13 protein-coding genes and 2 pseudogenes are annotated in these 18,319 nt (G+C 48.1%); 13 read left to right on the top strand and 2 right to left on the bottom strand.

From position 1 onward, the window contains the following. Nucleotides 1–90 precede the first annotated feature (90 nt). The 12 genes and pseudogenes from leuC (at nucleotide 91) to H5336_RS20025 (ending at nucleotide 14,800) form a co-directional block, all read left to right on the top strand. Nucleotides 91–1,525, top strand: a pseudogene (leuC, locus tag H5336_RS20080) (3-isopropylmalate dehydratase large subunit). After that, entirely contained in the window at nucleotides 1,522–2,166 is a 645-nt protein-coding gene (gene leuD / locus H5336_RS20075) for a 3-isopropylmalate dehydratase small subunit (RefSeq protein WP_185236199.1), read from the top strand. Before leuC ends, leuD begins: the two are co-directional and overlap by 4 nt. Nucleotides 2,167–2,193: 27 nt before the next feature. Next, nucleotides 2,194–3,271: pseudogene (gene leuB, locus H5336_RS20070) on the top strand (3-isopropylmalate dehydrogenase). Nucleotides 3,272–3,302: 31 nt separating this feature from the next. After that, on the top strand, nucleotides 3,303–4,409 hold the full coding sequence (gene asd, locus H5336_RS20065; protein ID WP_185236243.1) for an aspartate-semialdehyde dehydrogenase: 1,107 nt from the start codon (nucleotides 3,303–3,305) through the stop codon (nucleotides 4,407–4,409). 361 nt (nucleotides 4,410–4,770) lie between these two features. Then, nucleotides 4,771–8,211 carry a FimV/HubP family polar landmark protein gene (locus H5336_RS20060; RefSeq protein WP_185236242.1) on the top strand — a complete coding sequence of 1,147 codons (3,441 nt, stop codon included), beginning with the start codon at nucleotides 4,771–4,773 and terminating at the stop codon, nucleotides 8,209–8,211. Between the two features lie 87 nt (nucleotides 8,212–8,298). Then, nucleotides 8,299–9,162, top strand: coding sequence for a tRNA pseudouridine(38-40) synthase TruA (truA, locus tag H5336_RS20055; protein WP_185236241.1), 864 nt, complete (start codon nucleotides 8,299–8,301; stop codon nucleotides 9,160–9,162). A 128-nt stretch (nucleotides 9,163–9,290) separates the two neighbouring features. Beyond that, nucleotides 9,291–9,938, top strand: a complete 648-nt coding sequence (locus H5336_RS20050; RefSeq protein WP_185236240.1) for a phosphoribosylanthranilate isomerase — start codon at nucleotides 9,291–9,293, stop codon at nucleotides 9,936–9,938. Beyond that, nucleotides 9,919–11,139, top strand: coding sequence for a tryptophan synthase subunit beta (gene trpB, locus H5336_RS20045; RefSeq protein WP_185236239.1), 1,221 nt, complete (start codon nucleotides 9,919–9,921; stop codon nucleotides 11,137–11,139). Before H5336_RS20050 ends, trpB begins: the two co-directional genes overlap by 20 nt. A 24-nt stretch (nucleotides 11,140–11,163) precedes the next feature. Further along, complete coding sequence (trpA, locus tag H5336_RS20040; protein ID WP_185236238.1) at nucleotides 11,164–11,973, top strand: tryptophan synthase subunit alpha; 810 nt, start codon at nucleotides 11,164–11,166, stop codon at nucleotides 11,971–11,973. A gap of 14 nt (nucleotides 11,974–11,987) precedes the next feature. Then, nucleotides 11,988–12,851, top strand: a complete 864-nt coding sequence (gene accD, locus H5336_RS20035; RefSeq protein WP_185236237.1) for an acetyl-CoA carboxylase, carboxyltransferase subunit beta — start codon at nucleotides 11,988–11,990, stop codon at nucleotides 12,849–12,851. 45 nt (nucleotides 12,852–12,896) lie between these two features. Continuing rightward, nucleotides 12,897–14,252 carry a bifunctional folylpolyglutamate synthase/dihydrofolate synthase gene (locus tag H5336_RS20030; protein ID WP_185236236.1) on the top strand — a complete coding sequence of 452 codons (1,356 nt, stop codon included), beginning with the start codon at nucleotides 12,897–12,899 and terminating at the stop codon, nucleotides 14,250–14,252. A gap of 17 nt (nucleotides 14,253–14,269) precedes the next feature. Further along, nucleotides 14,270–14,800, top strand: coding sequence for an SPOR domain-containing protein (locus tag H5336_RS20025; RefSeq protein WP_185236235.1), 531 nt, complete (start codon nucleotides 14,270–14,272; stop codon nucleotides 14,798–14,800). 12 nt (nucleotides 14,801–14,812) lie between these two features. Here H5336_RS20025 and H5336_RS20020 read toward each other — a convergent pair whose 3' ends face one another. Both H5336_RS20020 and H5336_RS20015 read right to left on the bottom strand, forming a co-directional pair. Continuing rightward, complete coding sequence (locus H5336_RS20020; protein WP_246439453.1) at nucleotides 14,813–15,790, bottom strand: TSUP family transporter; 978 nt, start codon at nucleotides 15,788–15,790, stop codon at nucleotides 14,813–14,815. A 153-nt stretch (nucleotides 15,791–15,943) separates the two neighbouring features. Next, the gene (locus tag H5336_RS20015; RefSeq protein ID WP_185236233.1) at nucleotides 15,944–17,599 is read right to left on the bottom strand and encodes a tetratricopeptide repeat-containing response regulator; all 1,656 of its coding nucleotides are present in this window, start codon (nucleotides 17,597–17,599) and stop codon (nucleotides 15,944–15,946) included. 179 nt (nucleotides 17,600–17,778) lie between these two features. On the opposite strand from H5336_RS20015, the gene H5336_RS20010 reads away from it, so the two are divergent. Then, nucleotides 17,779–18,279 carry a CvpA family protein gene (locus H5336_RS20010; RefSeq protein WP_185236232.1) on the top strand — a complete coding sequence of 167 codons (501 nt, stop codon included), beginning with the start codon at nucleotides 17,779–17,781 and terminating at the stop codon, nucleotides 18,277–18,279. Nucleotides 18,280–18,319 lie beyond the last annotated feature (40 nt).

The following is an 18,319-nucleotide window of genomic DNA, read 5'->3' as shown; positions in this document are numbered from 1 at the left end:
ATCCAAAAGATAAAAATAATGAATTGGAGTTATTGGTCTGAAGCGCTTAAGATTCCGCCTTTCTAAGATATTTCCTAATTGAGGTTCGCCATGAAGGCTAGAACGCTTTACGACAAACTCTGGAATGACCACGTTGTCACCCAGCGAGATGATGGTTCGTCGCTCATCCTATATAGATCGCCATATTGTGCACGAAGTGACATCGCCGCAGGCGTTCGAGGGGCTGCGATTAGCGGGCCGAAAGCCGTGGCGGGTCGACAGCGTGCTGGCTACTCCCGACCACAATGTACCCACCACCGCGGCTGAGCGAGCTTCTGGTGTAGAGGGTATTGCCGATCCCGTGTCTAAAATCCAGGTGAAGACACTTGATGATAATTGTGACGAACTGGGGATTGTGGAATTCAAGATTAATGACCACCGCCAGGGTATCGTCCACGTTGTGGGGCCAGAAACGGGTGCATGCCTTCCTGGTATGACCATTGTCTGCGGTGATTCTCATACTTCAACCAACGGCGCGTTGGGTGCGTTAGCGTTTGGTATCGGTACCAGTGAGGTTGAGCATGTGATGGCTACTCAGTGCTTGGTTGCCAAAAAATGAAAAACATGCTGGTGCGTGTCGATGGTGTATTGGGTAAGGGGGTAACGTCAAAAGATGTTGTCCTCGCGATTATTGCCGAGATTGGCACTGCTGGACGGTAATGGCTACGCTATTGAATTCGGTGGGGATGTGTTTCGTGCTATGACCATGGAAGGGCGCCTAACGGTATGCAATATGGCCATTGAGGCCGGTGCCCGTGCCGGTATGGTCGCGGTAGACGACACTACCATTGATTATGTTAAGGGGCGTTTGTTTGCGCCTACGGCAGCTCAATGGGAGCAGGCGGTCACCCATTGGAAAGACTTGCATTCTGATGAGGGAGCCGAGTTTGATCGCACGGTGGTGTTGGATGGTGGAGCGATTAAACCGCAGGTGAGCTGGGGTACATCACCTGAAATGGTGTTGCCAATCGACGGTTTTATACCAGACCCAGAGCAGGAACCTGATGCCGTAAAAGCCGCGGGCATAACGCGTGCTCTTGACTATATGGGCTTGTTGGCAGGTCAGGCTATTGAATCGATTAAGCTTGACCGTGTGTTCATCGGGTCTTGCACCAATTCACGTATAGAAGATATTCGTGCTGCTGCTGAAGTGGTAAAGGACGTACTAAGGCGGCGTCTGTTAAAGAGGCCATCGTTGTTCCGGGTTCGGGTAGTGTGAAAGCTCAAGCCGAATCCGAGGGACTTCACGAGGTTTTTCAGGCGGCGAACATTGAATGGCGAGAGCCTGGGTGTTCTATGTGCTTGGCGATGAATGCCGACCGACTAGGTGATGGGGGAGCATTGCGCTTCAACGTCAAATCGCAACTTTGAAGGTCGGCAGGGTTATGGTGGGCGTACGCATTTGGTAAGCCCTGCGATGGCCGCTGCAGCCGCAATAGCGGGTCATTTTGTTGACGTACGTAGTTTTCAGGAGGGCGCAGAATGAAAAGTTTCACTAAGCTGACGGGGATTGTTGCGCCTATGGATCGGGCCAATGTTGATACCGATTTAATTATTCCGAAGCAATTTCTAAAATCCATCAAGAGATCAGGGTTCGGCCCTAACCTTTTTGATGAATTACGCTATCTTGATGAAGGTGAGCCTGGGAAAGACAATAGCTTGCGACCGCTCAACCCATCGTTCCCGCTGAATTCTCCACGGTACAGTGGCGCCAGTGTTCTTCTTGCGCGCGAAAACTTTGGCTGTGGCTCCAGTCGCGAACATGCACCCTGGGCGCTTGATGAGTATGGGTTTCGCGCTGTTATAGCGCCGAGTTTTGCTGATATTTTTTATAATAACTGCTTCAAAAATGCGCTGTTGCCGATTGTGCTAGCAGAGAACGACGTGGACACGCTGTTTAAGCAGATGTACGACCAGGAAGGATTCGAACTCACAATCGATCTTGAACAACAAAAAGTTGTTTCGAATACGGCAGAATACGCCTTTGAAGTTGATGAGTTTCGTAAGCACTGCCTGTTAAATGGTTTTGATGATATTAGCCTTACCCTCCAGGAAGCGGACAATATAACGGCCTACGAAGGTAAGCGTCGCACCGAAAAACCCTGGTTGTTCGGTGCAATTAATTAACATGTTTTTTATTGAGAGGGAAACACCTTGAGTAAAAAAATTGTACTGTTACCAGGTGATGGTATTGGCCCCGAAATTGTTGCCGAAGCGGTGAAGGTGCTTGAAGCGGTTGATACCAAATTCAAGTTGGGCTTAAATATGAGAGGGATTTGATTGGTGGGTGCGCTATAGATGAGCACGGCGTTCCTCTGGCGAACTCAACTCTGGAAAAATGCCAAGCCGCCGATGCTGTGTTGATGGGTGCCGTTGGCGGCCCTAAATGGGATGCGCTGGATTCGAATATCCGACCAGAAAAAGGCCTGCTAAAAATTCGCTATGAAATGGGCTTGTTTGCCAATTTGCGACCTGCAATTTTATACCCGCAGTTGGCCGATGCCTCGTCCTTAAAGCCTGAGCTGGTAGCCGGTTTGGATATATTAATAGTGCGCGAACTCACCGGCGGGATATATTTTGGCGAACCCCGTGGTATTCGAATTTTGGATAACGGTGAGCGCCAGGGTTATAACACCTACGTTTATTCAGAGCATGAAGTTGAACGCATTGGTCGCACCGCGTTTGAGATGGCCATGAAGCGCGATAAACGTGTTTGCTCCGTTGATAAAGCCAATGTACTAGAGGCAACGGTGCTATGGAGGGAGGTGATCCAATCGCTTTCTCGCGAATACCCAGAAGTTGAACTGTCGCATATGTATGTTGATAACGCTGCCATGCAGTTGGTGCGAGCGCCTAAACAATTCGATGTGATTGTAACGGGTAATATGTTGGCGATATTCTGTCGGATACGGCGGCAATGCTTACAGGTTCAATCGGCATGCTTCCATCGGCATCGTTGAATAAAGATCGAAGCGGGCTCTACGAACCCGTTCATGGTTCTGCGCCGGATATTGCCGGGCAGGGAATTGCAAACCCGTTGGCCACAATATTGTCAGCGGCAATGCTTTTACGCTACTCGTTAGATCGCTCGGATGCAGCCGATGCGATAGAAGCAGCTGTGGGTAAAGTACTCGATGACGGCTTGCGTTCGGCGGATATTTATTCGGACGGCATGACAAAGGTGTCTACCGATGAAATGGGTGATGCGGTTGTTGCGGCATTAGCGCACTAAATTAATTTAAACCTTAGCAAGAGTAATAATCATGAGAGTTGGATTTGTAGGATGGAGAGGCATGGTGGGCTCCGTCTTGATGGGGCGGATGCTGGAAGAAAATGATTTTGTAGGCCTAGAGCCGGTTTTCTTTACTACCTCCAATGTTGGCGGAACCGCGCCAAATGTTGGTGTAGAGGCGCCTGTGCTAAAAGACGCTTTTGATATTGATGAGCTTACAAAAATGGAAGCTATCATTTCATGTCAGGGTGGCGATTACACCGGCGCCGTATTCAATAAGCTGCGTGAAAGCGGGTGGCAGGGTTACTGGATTGATGCCGCTTCGTCGTTACGGATGGACGATAGTGCATTGATTGTATTGGATCCCGTGAATGACGACGTTATTCGAGACGGCTTGGCCAAAGGCGTTAAAAACTATATCGGTGGTAACTGTACCGTTAGTTTGATGCTTATGGGGCTGGGTGGATTATTTCGCGAAGGTCTAGTGGAGTGGACTTCAGCGATGACCTATCAGGCGGCTAGTGGGGCCGGCGCACAGAACATGCGTGAGCTGATTACGCAGATGGGAGAAATACGCGATTGTGTTGCCAGCGATCTTGCAGACCCGGCTTCAGCTATTCTAGATATTGACCGGAAGGTGGTTTCTGCGATGCGCGAGGAACTCAGTATTGACCGTTTCGGTGCGCCATTAGCCGGTAGCTTACTACCGTACATTGATAAGCAGTTGGATAGTCGGCAGAGCAAGGAAGAGTGGAAAGCGGAAGTAGAGACGAACAAGATTCTTGGCCGATCGGCTAATCCCATCCCAATTGATGGTATTTGCGTGCGTGTTGGTGCGATGCGCTGCCACAGTCAGGCGCTCACTATTAAGCTGACAAAAGATGTACCGCTCGGTGATGTTGAGAGCATAATGGCTAACGCTAATGACTGGGTTAAGGTTATTCCTAATGACCGCGATATCACACTGCAGGAGCTAACCCCTACTAAAGTTACGGGCACGCTCGCTATACCCGTAGGCAGGCTGCGAAAAATGTCGATGGGGCCAGAGTACCTTTCAGCATTTACAGTGGGCGACCAGTTGCTTTGGGGGGCGGCAGAACCGCTTCGCAGGATGCTAAAAATACTACGCGAGCAATAATTCGCGTAGAATCGAAGCCGCGAGAAATGGGCTCGAGCGAATTGCTCGGGCCTTTTTGTTGGTGGGGAGCAACAAGCTGATGGTTAAAAATAGTACAGCAGAACAAAAATCGGTTAAAAAGTAGGCGTTAATTTGGCGCCGAACCCTATTTTCGTCATCAAATTGTGCCCTATTAGGGGCTTTTCAATAGCCTAGAAGTTGAAAAAAACCTATTTATAATGAATACTTACGACCAATACTGAAAGATTATTCGAGGTTTTCGGGCCGAGGGTAAGACCGAGGGTACTGCAGTCCAGAATTGGGTGCTATTTCGCAAGAAGTAATGCGCGCCATTCTGGTTTAATATTACAAGGATTCTCTTATGGGTCGTCGAATACTGGCTTTGCTCCTGACCACGATTGCGATTGTTGTATCGCCGTCGGTTTTTGCGTTGGGGCTTGGTGAAATAACCCTTAAATCCTCATTGAATCAGCCACTGAACGCCGAAATTCAGTTGCTGCAAGCTAGGGATCTCACAGTCAGTGAAATTCTTGTAGGCTTGGCTTCTCCTGAAGATTTTGAGCGTGTTGGCGTAGACCGCCCATACTTTCTAACCAATTTGAAGTTTAAAGTGGAATTGAATGGCCCCAACGGCCCGGTTATTCTCGTTACTTCTCAAAAGCAGGTTCGTGAACCCTTCGTTAACTTTGTTCTTCAGGCGCAATGGCCCAGCGGTCGTCTTCTTCGAGAATATACGTTGTTAATGGACCTGCCTGTTTTTTCCGATCAACAGGCCGCTCCGGTAACCGGTGCGCAATCCCAGCAAGTGCAACAGCAGAATACTATTGCACTAGGGGCTTCACCTGCCGCCGATACAAGAAAGCCATCAAATTACAATCCTCGTTCAAACTTTGATGAGGCTCCTAGTCGTCCTAGCGTTACTCAACAAAGCACCGCTTCGAGCTATCAGGGCAGTGCGTCAGCGGAGTCCTACGCAGACGATTCATATGGGCCGGTTAAGGCCAATGATACGTTGTGGGAAATTGCCTCTCGCGTTAGACCTGATCGAGCCGTATCAATTCAGCAGACCATGCTGGCTATCCAACGCTTAAATCCAGAAGCATTTATTAACAACAACATCAATTTGTTGCGAAAAGGCCAAATTCTTCGGGTGCCAGACCGCGAACAAATTGTTGAATACTCCAAACGGCAGGCGGTGAGCGAAGTCGCTGTGCAGAATTCGCAGTGGACCGGAGGCTCTGAGTCGAACTTGGGCGTGGCTGGCGCTCAACTTGAAGGCAGTAAGTCGATATCGTCCTACGAAGAAAGTTCAGAGGAAGTGGGTGGGCGTGTGAGCTTGTCCTCCCCTGAAGATGTAACCGGTACTTCCGGGGGGCGGGGCGCTGGCGCCGGTAGCAGTAGTCTCGACGCATTAGAAAATGAACTGGCAATAACTTTAGAGCACCTGGACAAAAGTTCTCGAGACAATACTGAGCTGAAGTCTCGTATTGAATCGCTTGAAGAGCAAATAGCCACCATGGAGCGCATGATTGAAATCAGCAGTGAAGATATGCGAGCCCTAGAGCTTGCTGCTGAAAAAAATCGACAGCGTGAAGAGCTGGCGGCCATAGAAGAGGCGTCAGCAGAATCCTTTACGGGTGATTCCGGTGACGAAGGCGACGAAGGATTTTCCACCGAAGATGAAGTGCTGGGTGACCTAGAGCAGTCTGGTGATGAAGCTTTTACTCTGTCCGATGAGTTAGAAAGTGAATCCGTTGTTGGGGAGGACCTAGACCTTACAGAAGCTGAAGCTGTTGATACCATTGATGAGCCCACGGCAGAGCCCACTGCTCAGCCAAAGCCCACGGTAATTGCTGCACCCAAGCCTATAGAAAAAAGTATTGTTGATCATCTGCTCGACAACATTATTTTTGTCGCAGGCGGATTGCTTGCTTTGCTAATAGCTGGGTACTTGTTTATTCGTTTCCGAAGCTCCGACGACGAGTTTAGCGAAGAGACTGAAGATTTCTTGGCAGACACTGAGTTTGAAGAATTTAACCAAGAGGAAGTCGTCGAGGAAGAAGATATAGATCTAGGCCTTGACGAAGAAGAGAGTATTGAAGCTGATTTAGAAGACGATGTTGTTGAGGAGGAGGACCTTGGCGGGGAGGCGCAAACAGAAGATGCGGTAGCCGAGGCTGATATTTATATAGCCTATGGTAAGTATGACCAGGCTGAAGAGATGCTGCTCAATGCGCTCGAGACTGATCCCGCTGATGCCGGGGCGAGAGTAAAGCTTCTAGAGGTGTATGCTGCCCAACAGGATATCCATAAGTTTGATCCACATTACGCAAAACTGCGTATTCTTGAGGACGACCAGTTTAACGCTCGCGGTGAGCAATTACGTGAGGGCATAGCCGGAGCCGAGCTATTTGATGAAAGCTTATTTGACGTCTCAGCCGATGCCGCTGTGCACTTGGGTGACCAAGGTGTAGATAGCAGTTTAAGTGATTTGGATTCACAGCTAGAGAATGAATCTGTAGGTGATTTCGACGAACTCACGCTCGATTTAGAAGATCCAGAAGCTGTTGATTCTGAATTAGATGACGGTTTGGATTTCGAGCTGAATCTTGATAATGATGTAGAGTCAGATTCAGCCGACGACGCGTTGGATTTTGACCTTGACTTAGATGGCTCCGATGAGCAAACGCTAGGGTCCGAGGGCTCCAGTAGCGGGTTTGATTTAGAACTCGACTCTGAATTTGAAGGTGATGACGACTTAGCTGCACTTGAACTTGATGTGGTGGAGTCTGCGGATACGGACGGCGAGTTGAGTGCCGATGATTTTGACCTGGATTTCGATCTGGAAGAGCCAAGTCTCGACGAGGGGGATTTGGAAACGCTCGATTTAGACGTTCCCTTTACCGAAGATGACGCATTGGAGTTGGGTGACAGTAACTCGACGGATCTTGATTTTGACTCAGGTGCAGCGGTTGATGGCGAGACTGACAATGAAGAATTAGCGGGTTTGGATGATGACTTGCTTGCCATGGATTTGGATGTTGGCCTAGGCGATACTGAGCTCGAGTCTTTAGAGCTCACAGACACAGCTGATGATTTTGAGGGGTTGTCACTTGAAGACGAATTTTCCTTATCAGATGGCGAATCATTGGTTGAAGGCTTAGCTGAAGAAAATCTTGAGTTAGACTCGCCGGTTAATCTAACTGATCAGCTAGATGTGCAAGATACCTCAATGGAAGATCTTTCGTTGACGGGCGAGCTGGATCTTTCTGCATTGGACCAAGAATTAGATGCACTAACGTCTGATTTAGGTGTGGAAGAGGCTGATATCGATAGCCTTGAGCTCGCTGAGCCACCAGAAGGCGGTCTGGCTGCTTCTGAATCTCCTAAGGTAATGGAAGAGCCAGTTACCGATTTCGAGGACTTTGAGGACGAGCTTACCGCTGACCTATCGGGTACCGACGAAGCGCTGGAAGGGCTTGATGACCTTGAGCTTGAACCGGCAGAGTCGGTTGATGAGGCGTTGGCCGATACCTCGGATGAAACGCTATTTGCGCAGGCGCTTGCTGGCGTACCTCAAAGTGATCTGGAGTTTACCATCCCGGAAGTTGACCCAGAGGGTGATGATGACGATTTAGGCTTCCTAAGTGATAGTGATGAGACGGCCACTAAGCTTGATTTAGCACGCGCCTATATCGATATGGAGGATGCTGACGGCGCTAAAGATATCCTTGAGGAAATCATGAAAGAAGGCAACCCGCAGCAGAAGCAAGAAGCGGAAAATCTACTCTCTAGAGTGTAAAAACTAAAGCGGTAAAAATGTTGCTACTAAAGCCCTGTTTATGCAGGGCTTTTTTGTATTAAGAATCGAATAATTACTCAATACCCCATGAAAAATAAGCTAGATACCGAATACAAACGTAATACAGAAGTAAAGCCCGGTGAACTGTTGCCGCCTGGAATGCACCGCTGGGCTCTGTGCGTTGAATACTCGGGTACTGGTCTGAATGGCTTTCAGAAGCAAACAACCACGGTAGAAACTGTGCAACAGAAGCTTGAGAGCGCATTAAGTAAAGTTGCAAACGAACCCATTGCGCTTGTTTGTGCTGGTAGAACTGACGCCGGGGTGCATGCCACTGGGCAAGTAATACATTTTGATACGTTAGCGGTACGTCATGAGAAAGCTTGGGTTCAAGGTGTTAATACGTACCTTCCGGACGGCATTAGGGTGTATTGGGGGCGGGAGGTGGGGCCTTATTTTCATGCGCGCTTTAGTGCGGAACGGCGTACCTACCATTACCTTATCCATAGCGCACAGGTACGTTCAGCGGTATTACAGAAACAAGTAACCTGGACGCAACACGCACTAGATCTTGAGTCGATGCAGAGCGCTGTCGTGTTTCTGTTGGGTGTGCATGATTTCAGTGCATTCCGAGCCGCTCAGTGCCAATCGAAAAGCCCTGTACGCGAGGTTGGTGCGATTTCAATTGTGCAGAAAGGCGGTTTTCTTGTGCTACAAATTTCAGCAAATGCCTTTTTGCATCATATGGTACGCAATATCGTGGGTTCAATTATTGAGGTGGGGAGAGGTAGGCAAGCTCCTCAGTGGTTGGCGAGCCTCCTTGAGGGGCGTGATAGGGCGCTGGCGGCGCCTACAGCGCCTCCGCACGGTTTGTATCTGGTAGAAGTTGAGTACCCTCGTCAATTTGGGTTGCCTCAAAAAGACAGCGTCGGCCCCCCTTTTTTTGGTTAGGGAGCTTTCAGCCATTCCTATTCGGTATGCTGGAGATGTAAACATAGTCGCGCATAGACCGGCTATATCTGCTAATATTTGCCGTTTTTCAATGCCTTGGCTAAGCCGTTGGCGCGTGGAGATTTTCGGTGTGTAAAGCGCGTATAAAGATTTGTGGTATTACTCGACCGGAAGATGCTGAGTTTGCCTCTAACGTTGGTGCCGATGCCATAGGTATCGTGTTTTATGGGCCGAGCCCCAGAAACGTTGCGGACCTTTGTCTTGCGCGTGAAATAGCCTTGTCTGTCGGGCCATTTGTTTCGGTGGTTGGTTTATTCGTTGATGCGAGCGTTGCGGCTGTGGCAAATGTACTCGGCTCAGTGCCGCTGAATGTACTGCAATTTCATGGCAGTGAGACAGCGGCCTATTGTCAGCAGTTTGAGCGACCTTATGTAAAGGCGTTACGAATGAAAGAAGGGGTAAATGTACTTCAGTCGATGGAAGGATACCCGTTGGCGAGCGGAATTCTCTTAGATACCTATAAAAAAGGAGTGCCGGGTGGTACAGGTGAAGCGTTTAACTGGGAGCGTGTGCCGCAAAATCTATCGTGTCCCATTATTCTGGCTGGCGGTCTTTCACCTAAAAATGTACAAAACGCAGTGAAAATAGCTCAACCCTACGGGGTTGATGTCAGTGGTGGAGTCGAATCTCTACCCGGGGTAAAAGATAAAAACAAAATTGAGGCATTTATTGCGAATGCCAGAGTGGAGAAATTAAGTGAGTCAGAATCAAGATAAGCCGGATTATTCTGCAGTTCCGGATAAAAAAGGGCACTTTGGTATCTATGGTGGGCGTTTTGTATCTGAAACGCTTATGCATGCCTTGGATGAACTCGAAGAAATCTATACGCGCGCGAAAAACAATCCTGATTTTATCGCTGAGTTTGATAAAGATTTAGCCCACTATGTTGGTCGTCCGTCGCCGTTGTATTTCGCCGAAAGACTTACTCGCGAAGTGGGTGGCGCACAAATTTACCTTAAGCGTGAAGATCTTAATCATACGGGTGCGCATAAAGTAAACAACACTATTGGGCAGGCGTTGTTGGCAAAATATACGGGTAAAACCCGTGTTATTGCAGAAACCGGAGCCGGTCAACACGGTGTGGCGACTGCCACCGTAGCGGCTCGACTTGGGTTGGAGTGTGTTGTTTATATGGGTGCCGAAGATATTCAGCGTCAGGCCCTAAATGTATACCGTATGAAGTTGTTAGGCGCTACCGTTGTTCCCGTTACTTCGGGCTCAAAAACCCTCAAAGACGCTATGAACGAAGCTATGCGTGATTGGGTTACCAATGTAGATAACACTTTTTATATTATTGGCACCGTGGCGGGCCCTCACCCTTACCCGCAATTAGTGCGCGATTTTCAGTGTGTTATTGGTCGCGAAGCGCGTGGGCAGTGCTTAGAAATGACCGGGAAATTACCGGACGCTCTCGTTGCTTGCGTAGGCGGCGGCTCCAATGCCATTGGCCTTTTTCATCCATTCCTAGAGGATGACGGCGTTAAAATGTATGGCGTAGAAGCGGGTGGCTTTGGTGTGGAAACAGGTAAACACGCGGCGCCTTTGAATGATGGTATTCCGGGTGTTTTGCATGGCAATAGAACCTACCTAATGGAAGATGAAAACGGCCAGATTATCGAAACCCACTCGGTATCCGCGGGTTTAGATTACCCTGGCGTAGGCCCTGAACATTCGTGGCTAAAAGATGTGGGTCGGGTGGATTATGTTGCCATTAATGATGATGAAGCGATGGAAGCATTTCGTCGACTGACGCTGATAGAGGGTATATTGCCTGCACTGGAGTCTAGTCACGCTGTTGCCTATGCCGAAAAGCTTGCGCTGACAATGGCTAAGGATGAAGTGATTGTGGTTAACCTGTCCGGTCGAGGAGATAAAGATATTCTCACAGTGGCCAAAATCGATGGCATCGAAATCTAAGCTTTGAGTAAGAGAGAGACATTAGTGAATAGAATAAATACACGCCTGACGGATTGTAAATCACAGGGTAAAAAAGCGCTGGTGGCTTATATTGTTCATGGCGACCCTGCGTTAGAAACAACACTTCCTGCTATGCATACTTTGGTTGATTCGGGGGCCGATATTATTGAACTCGGTGTGCCTTTTTCCGACCCAATGGCGGAGGGCCCAGTGATCCAAAAAGGCCACGAAAGAGCCTTAGGAAATGGTGCGAGCCTTACGAGTGCCATGGCCTTGGTTCAGGAGTTTCGTAAAACCAATACAGAGACGCCCGTCGTGCTCATGGGCTATGCTAACCCCATCGAACGAATGGGTTATGCCGAGTTGGCAAAGCGCGCATCCGCAGCGGGTGTTGACGGAATTCTCACCGTAGATTTACCGCCGGAAGAAGCCGCTGACCTCAGTGTTGAGCTTAAAAAATTCGAAATAGAAAATATTTTCTTGATTGCCCCCACTACTACTGATGAGCGTATTGCTGCGATTACCAAGTTGGCGGGTGGCTTTGTCTACTATGTGTCGCTAAAGGGTGTGACTGGTGCAGGCCTTATAGATACGGCATCAGTTGAGCAAAAGCTTGGTGTTATAAGAGCACACACTGATTTACCGGTACTTGTTGGCTTTGGTATTAAAGATGAGGTAACCGCAAAAACCGTGGGTGCTGTTTCCGATGGAGTGGTCGTGGGTAGCGTGCTTGTTAGTGCCATGGCCTCCTTGGCTGGTGAAACGACCGATAAAATTTGTACGCAATTGTCGACAGTTATTCAGCCTATTCGTAAAGGCCTGGACGAAATTTAAGAGTGAATTAAAGTATGAGTTGGTTAGAGAAGATCGTTCCTGCAAGTGTTCGTTCCCCTGGTGCTCGTAGTGCTAGTAAGGTGCCTGAGGGCTTATGGAAAAAGTGCAGTAAATGTACGGCAGTTTTATATCGCCCAGAACTCGAAAAAAATCTGGATATCTGTCCGAAGTGTGACCACCATATGCGTATAGGCGCGCGTCGGCGTTTGGATATTTTTCTTGACGACGAAGACCGCGAAGAATTGGCTACTGATGTATTGCCTATTGATCGTTTGAAATTTAAAGATGTTAAAAAATACAAAGATCGTTTGTCGGCCGCTCAAAAATCTACAGGTGAAAAAGATGCGCTGGTAGCCATGAAGGGCACACTTAAGTCGATGCCTGTTGTGGCAAGTGCATTTGAGTTTGCCTTTCACGGCGGTTCAATGGGTTACGCTGTTGGCGAAAGATTTACCCGTGCGGCGCAGGTTGCCCTAGAAGAAAGGATACCTTACATCTGTTTTTCTGCTACCGGTGGTGCTCGCATGCAAGAAGCGCTAATTTCGTTGATGCAAATGGCAAAAACCAGCGCTGTTATTGAGAGAATGAAAATGGAAGGTGTACCATTTATTTCGATTATGACAGATCCCGTATACGGTGGTGTTTCAGCAAGCTTGGCGCTGTTGGGTGATATTAATGCTGCGGAGCCTGGTGCGCGTGCCGGTTTTGCAGGTCCAGCTATTATTGAACAAACTATTCGCCAGAAATTACCGAAGGGCTTCCAGCGCAGTGAGTTTTTGTTGGAGCATGGCGCAATCGATATGATTATCCACCGTGGTGAAATGCGAGACCGTATAGCCTCCATTCTGGCTAAGCTCTGCAATAAACCAGCCGTCTAGGTTGTTGGTTTCGTTGTCCATTTATTTACTATTTTATAGGACATTGTGATCGATACCGTATTCACTAGCGAGGCCAGCTCTGAGCCACGTTTTCAGGCTCTAAACGACTGGCTTTCGTGGATGGAAACGCTGCACCCGAATGAAATTGATTTGGGTTTGGAGCGCATTACCATCGTTGGCGAAAGATTGGGTTTTTGCGAATTAATACATTCTAGAGCTGCTCCGGGGGCTTCTGGTGCTCCCACCGTTATTTCAATTGCCGGTACTAACGGCAAGGGCTCTTGTGTTGCAGCGCTCGAAACATTGTTGCTGTGCTCGTCTAAAACAACCGGCTCCTTTACTTCCCCGCATTTACTTCGTTACAACGAAAGGGTGCGTGTAAACGGAGAGTGCGTTTCAGATACCGATTTGTGTCGTGCTTTCACTCGTATCGACCTCGCCCGTAATGACATTAGTCTAACTTATTTCGAGTTTGGCGCGCTCGCTGCAATGCTTATTTTTAAGGAGGCTGGTGTTGATTATTGGTTACTTGAAGTGGGGCTTGGTGGGCGTCTAGATGCCGTTAACATGCTGTCGGCGGATATTGCCGTAGTAACTTCGATCGATTTAGATCATCAAGCTTGGCTTGGTGATACCCGAGAAGAAATTGCATTTGAGAAGGTCGGCATACTCCGCGAGGGGGCGTTGTTTATATGTGCCGAAAATAAACCCCCACAAACATTAAAACAACAATCTACAGCGTTACATGCTAATAGTTATTGGATAGGGCAAGATTTTTCCTGGGGTCGCCGCGATGATGGTATTGAGCTAACGTTAGATAATGGCGAGACGGTGTTAAGGTTGGGTTCACTCAGCTTGCCCTTAGATAGCGTAGCGGCTGCCGCACAAGTATTTAACCTGTTGGGGGCTGGCGCTATAACGACTAAGCATAAATCTGCACTACAGACTATGCAACTCGAAGGTCGGTTCAGTGTAAGGCCGCTGGCTTCTGGTCATAAATTGATTCTGGATGTTGCTCATAATCCCGCAGCATCCAAGCTGTTGGCGGAGAAAATGTGCCATTTGGGCTCTCAACCAGCATTAGCTGTGTTTGCAATAATGGCCGATAAAGATATACGCGCGGTTTGCCAGAGCCTTACCCATACGATTGGCCACTGGTTTCTTCCTAAAAACTGTCATACCGTTCGTGCGGCAGCGGTAGAGGATGTACAGAAAGTTTTATTGGGGCTTGGCGTGGAGCCTAGGCGTATCAGTGTTTTCGATGATGTTGATCAGGCAATACGTCTTGCGCAGAAGAAAGTTGAGTTTGGCACTATTTTGGTGTTTGGTTCTTTTTATACGGTGGCGGACACGCTGCGTTTTTTGGCTGACTTTAGCGAGAATAAAACGAGTGATGATTAGGCAGCAAGGGGTGGGTTGTGGATGATGGCTTAAAACAGCGAATAGTCGGAGCGTTTGTGCTGGTTGCAATTGGCGTAGTGTTTATACCTGTAATTTTTGATCGCGAGCGCATCGAAAAAATGGATCACACCACACAAATCCCACCAGCGCCGCATATCGTTCCTATAGATATTCGCCCGCCAGTTGAGAGTCTGCCTGGTGAGCCCCTTGCTGAGCCTGCGGAAATGTTTATTCCCGATGAAAATACACAACAGCAAGCCGAGGTTGAAATCGTTGAAGCTGAACCGGTACTGACCGATAAGGGCACCCCAAATGCTTGGGTGTTACAGGTCGCCAGTTATCGATTTGAAGGTCACGCAAGAGAGCGACGGGATGCTCTCAGGGTTAAGGGGTATGATGCTTATGTTGAGCAAATTAATGCTGAGCAGGGGAAAATGAATCGTCTTTATGTCGGTCCATTTTTAAATAAGCAAAAATCTTTGGCGGCCAAGCGAGAAATTGACAAGTTACTGGGCGTTAAGTCGATGTTGTTAAAGTTCGAGCCCTGATTAAGCTGCAAATTATTTTAGATTAGGCTCCTCTAAAACGTGTTGATCTTTATGCTGTTTTCGTTTGCTGATTTTGTTGAGTATTACTAGTAACGAGATAGAGGCTAGCACTAACAAAAGATAATACCCGAGTCTATTTTTTTCCAGTGGCACGAGTAAAATGGTGGAAACGATCTCTGCCGTAACGATGAAGCCAATAAAGACTAGTAGCGTTTTTGTTGTGGCTCGACGACAAAATATGGCGCCCAAAGGTGCCCCTATTATTACCACGGGTGCTGCCAGCATCCACAAAGTTAGCACCTCGGTTGAGAGTTTGTTAAACACAATACCTTGTAAGCCTACGCCCAGCACTGAAGTGGCTGCCATAATCAATACAGATGTTTGTGTAGCTAGCTTTATATCGACTCTGAAATACAGTGCTAATAGGCAAAATGCTACGAGGTCTGCCCCGGACCCCAATAAACCAGACAATATACCGCCGAGTAAACCTGCTTTGATGATCAGGTTTTTATCGATAGCGGTTAGTTCACCTAAATCAGAAAAATGTTTTTGTTTGCTCAAATAGGCCCAGAGGTACACCAACATAAAAACCAACACAAACAGCGTAAAGCCGACGCGTAAATCGTTGCCCGTGAGGTGTTGTTCTAATAGCGTAAGTGATAGCAATAGGCCAATAGCTGAGCCGGGTAAATAGTACTGAAGAAAGACTCCTGGGATTGTACGAACACGCAGTAGAATGTAAATGCTGGCCGAGGTCATCCCCACGCTTTGGATGGCTAAGGAAAAGTTCTTGGCGGTAATCGGGTCCGCATGGAGAATCTTGGTTAATGCGGGAAAGGCGACGGCGCCGCCTCCCAAGAAAGTGGACCCTGCAACGAATGATCCCAGCGTCATTATTGGGGCTATTAATATATCGGGCATCGCTAAGGCGGCGTAATAGGCTTCACCAAATAGGACAAAGAATAGAGCAACAGCTAACAGGAATAGCATTGCTAGCAGCAGTCGGGAGCTAGCCAGGCGGGAAATGATATGCATACGGTGAGTTATAGTTGTTTAATAGGCATCATAACCGAAAACCGTGCTTCAAACAGCTACTGCTATGGGGGGGATGTTGGTTGCTATGGTGAGGGTGCGGGGCTTACTTTAAGTAGTCGATCGGTCGATTATGTTTTTATACTGGCGAATCAGGTATTCGTAGCGTTGTGCGTAGCTTGAGTCGCTTTCAATCTTACCTATTCGCTGTAGGCTGTCGGCGATTATTTCGACTTCACTGTTGTCGATAACACTGCCTTTGGTTTTACTTATAAGTGCTTGTATCAGGTTTAGGTTTAAGCCAATGTGATTGGGTAACTCCTTCAGCACATTTTGAAATGCTACTACGGCCTGTTCGTATTCTTTTTGTTGGTAGAACGCTATGCCTTGTTTGTTCGACTTGGCGGCGTGCTGTACTCCGGCTTTTGTTAAAGGTTCGCGCAGTAGTTTGTCAAGCTGTATGGCTATATCGGGGTCGTTATTTGCTTTTGCGACTTCCTGTAATAGCAAATCACCGGCATCGTATTCACCTAGCTCCATAAAGGCTCGAGCACAATCGATACTCAGCTGGGCAGGGGTATTCTGTATGGCGCTTAGGCGCATTTCCTTTTGTACAGCCAGAGCTTTTTCGGTCATAGCTTGACTGCGCTGCTCTTTTTTTTGTACCCGTAACAGATCGGCTTCTACTAACTTTCCGCGCATATTAACAATAGGCTGTTTACCAAAGCGTTTTTCTACCGAGCGTAGTGTTTCTATGGCTTCATTTGACAGTTTTTGGGTTTCGTTGGCGTCGTCCCGAACAAGGTTGGTTAAGCCTTGGGCAAGGTATAGATAGTCTTCCGCCTGTTCGTGACAGGAGTTACGGCTTTGCTTGAGCGCTGTACGGTAAGCGTGTATCGATGCCAGTTCGTCACCGGCTTCGTGGCTCACGCGCCCCATTTCTCTTTGCCGGTCACTCGACAGTGGTGAAATGCCCAGTGCGTTGTGCAGTGATTGTTGCGCTCTGGCGGAGTTGTTTTGTGCTTCAAATAGTTTTGCTAGTAGGTCGTGGGCTTCTACACATAGTGGGTTTTCGTCAATAAGCTTGGTGAGTAGCGCTTCGGCCTTTTCAAATTTCTTTTGGCCGAAATAACAGCGTGCAATGCCCAGGTTAGCCCAGATAGGCATGCGGTCTTGGGGGAGCTGTGCATAAACGGTTAATGCTTGCTCATGTTGTTTTTGGCTGATCATAAGTTCGCCAAGCATTTTGCGTGCGTCGTTACTGTAGCGAGACTTTTTTGCAAGTAGGTTTTCGCACGCTTTAATGGCAGCGTTAGGGTTTTTCTGATCGAGCGATTTCTTCGCTTGCAGCAGCGCTTCATTTTTGAGCAGTGCCTGGTCGAGCCTGGGTCGCAGCGAGTCTCGGCTGATGGGTTTGTTCAAGTAATCATCGGGTTGGTATTCCAAGGCGTGCAATACGTATTGGCTGGCGCTTTCGGCTGTGATCATTATGTACAGAGCGGTATTTTTGAGCAGGCCGTGGAAGCGCAGCTCTTCTAACAGTTGTTGTCCGTTCTTGCTGCTACCCAGGTTGTAGTCGGATAGTACGATGTCGTACTGATTGCGCTGGCAAATATCAATGGCTTCTTCAGCGTTGCCCGCGGTATCGACATTAACAGAACCGAAATCGATCAGAATACGTTTTAGGGAGGCGCGAATGTCGGGTACGTCATCCACCACCAAGCAGCGCTTTTGGCCATAGGTTTTAATAATGTCGATTTGCTTCATATAAAAGGCAAGCCCCGCAGGTTTCTTAAAGTGTAGCGCAAACCCAGTAACACAACAGATCTGGGTATAAAAAATGGGGGAGTTATGCTCTCCTTTGAATATGTGTACCACAGAGTGTTTCGGAATGATGACTGCCTCTGATAGAATTGCGCCTTCTTTTCATTGAGAGTTGATCAGCTATGAACTGGGCCGACTGGGTAATTCTTGCGATACTTGTAGTATCCAGCCTAATTAGCCTTAAGCGCGGCTTTGTAAAAGAAGCGCTTTCCATGGCGAATTGGGTTTTGGCCTTTATCGTCGCCATGACTTTCGGCGATCAACTATCGTCCCTTCTCGTCAATCAAATTGATACACCATCTGTTAGAGACATGGTGGCTTTTGGGCTGTTGTTTGCGGCTACACTAATAGTCGGTGCAATGGTGAACTATCTGATTGGCGAATTGGTGCGGATGACGGGTCTTTCCGGTACAGACCGATTGTTCGGCATGATTTTTGGGTTGGTGCGGGGGTTTATTGTGGTAATGGCCATATTACTGCTTGTTCCCGGTCTTATTCCGATAGATCAGGACGGTTGGTGGCGACAGTCACTGCTTATTCCTCACCTTATGGAATTTGAAGACTGGTGCAGAACGCTAGCCAAAGAATTTACATCGGCCGTTGGCTATTTGCTTAACGGTTAATCTTCAGTTGTACGTGCTGTTTTTTAGGTTGAGAGTTGTT

Source organism: Teredinibacter franksiae, from assembly GCF_014218805.1.
GTDB lineage: Bacteria > Pseudomonadota > Gammaproteobacteria > Pseudomonadales > Cellvibrionaceae > Teredinibacter > Teredinibacter franksiae.
Note: the sequence above shows the minus strand (reverse complement) of the source record. Positions and strands in the feature narration are given on the sequence as shown.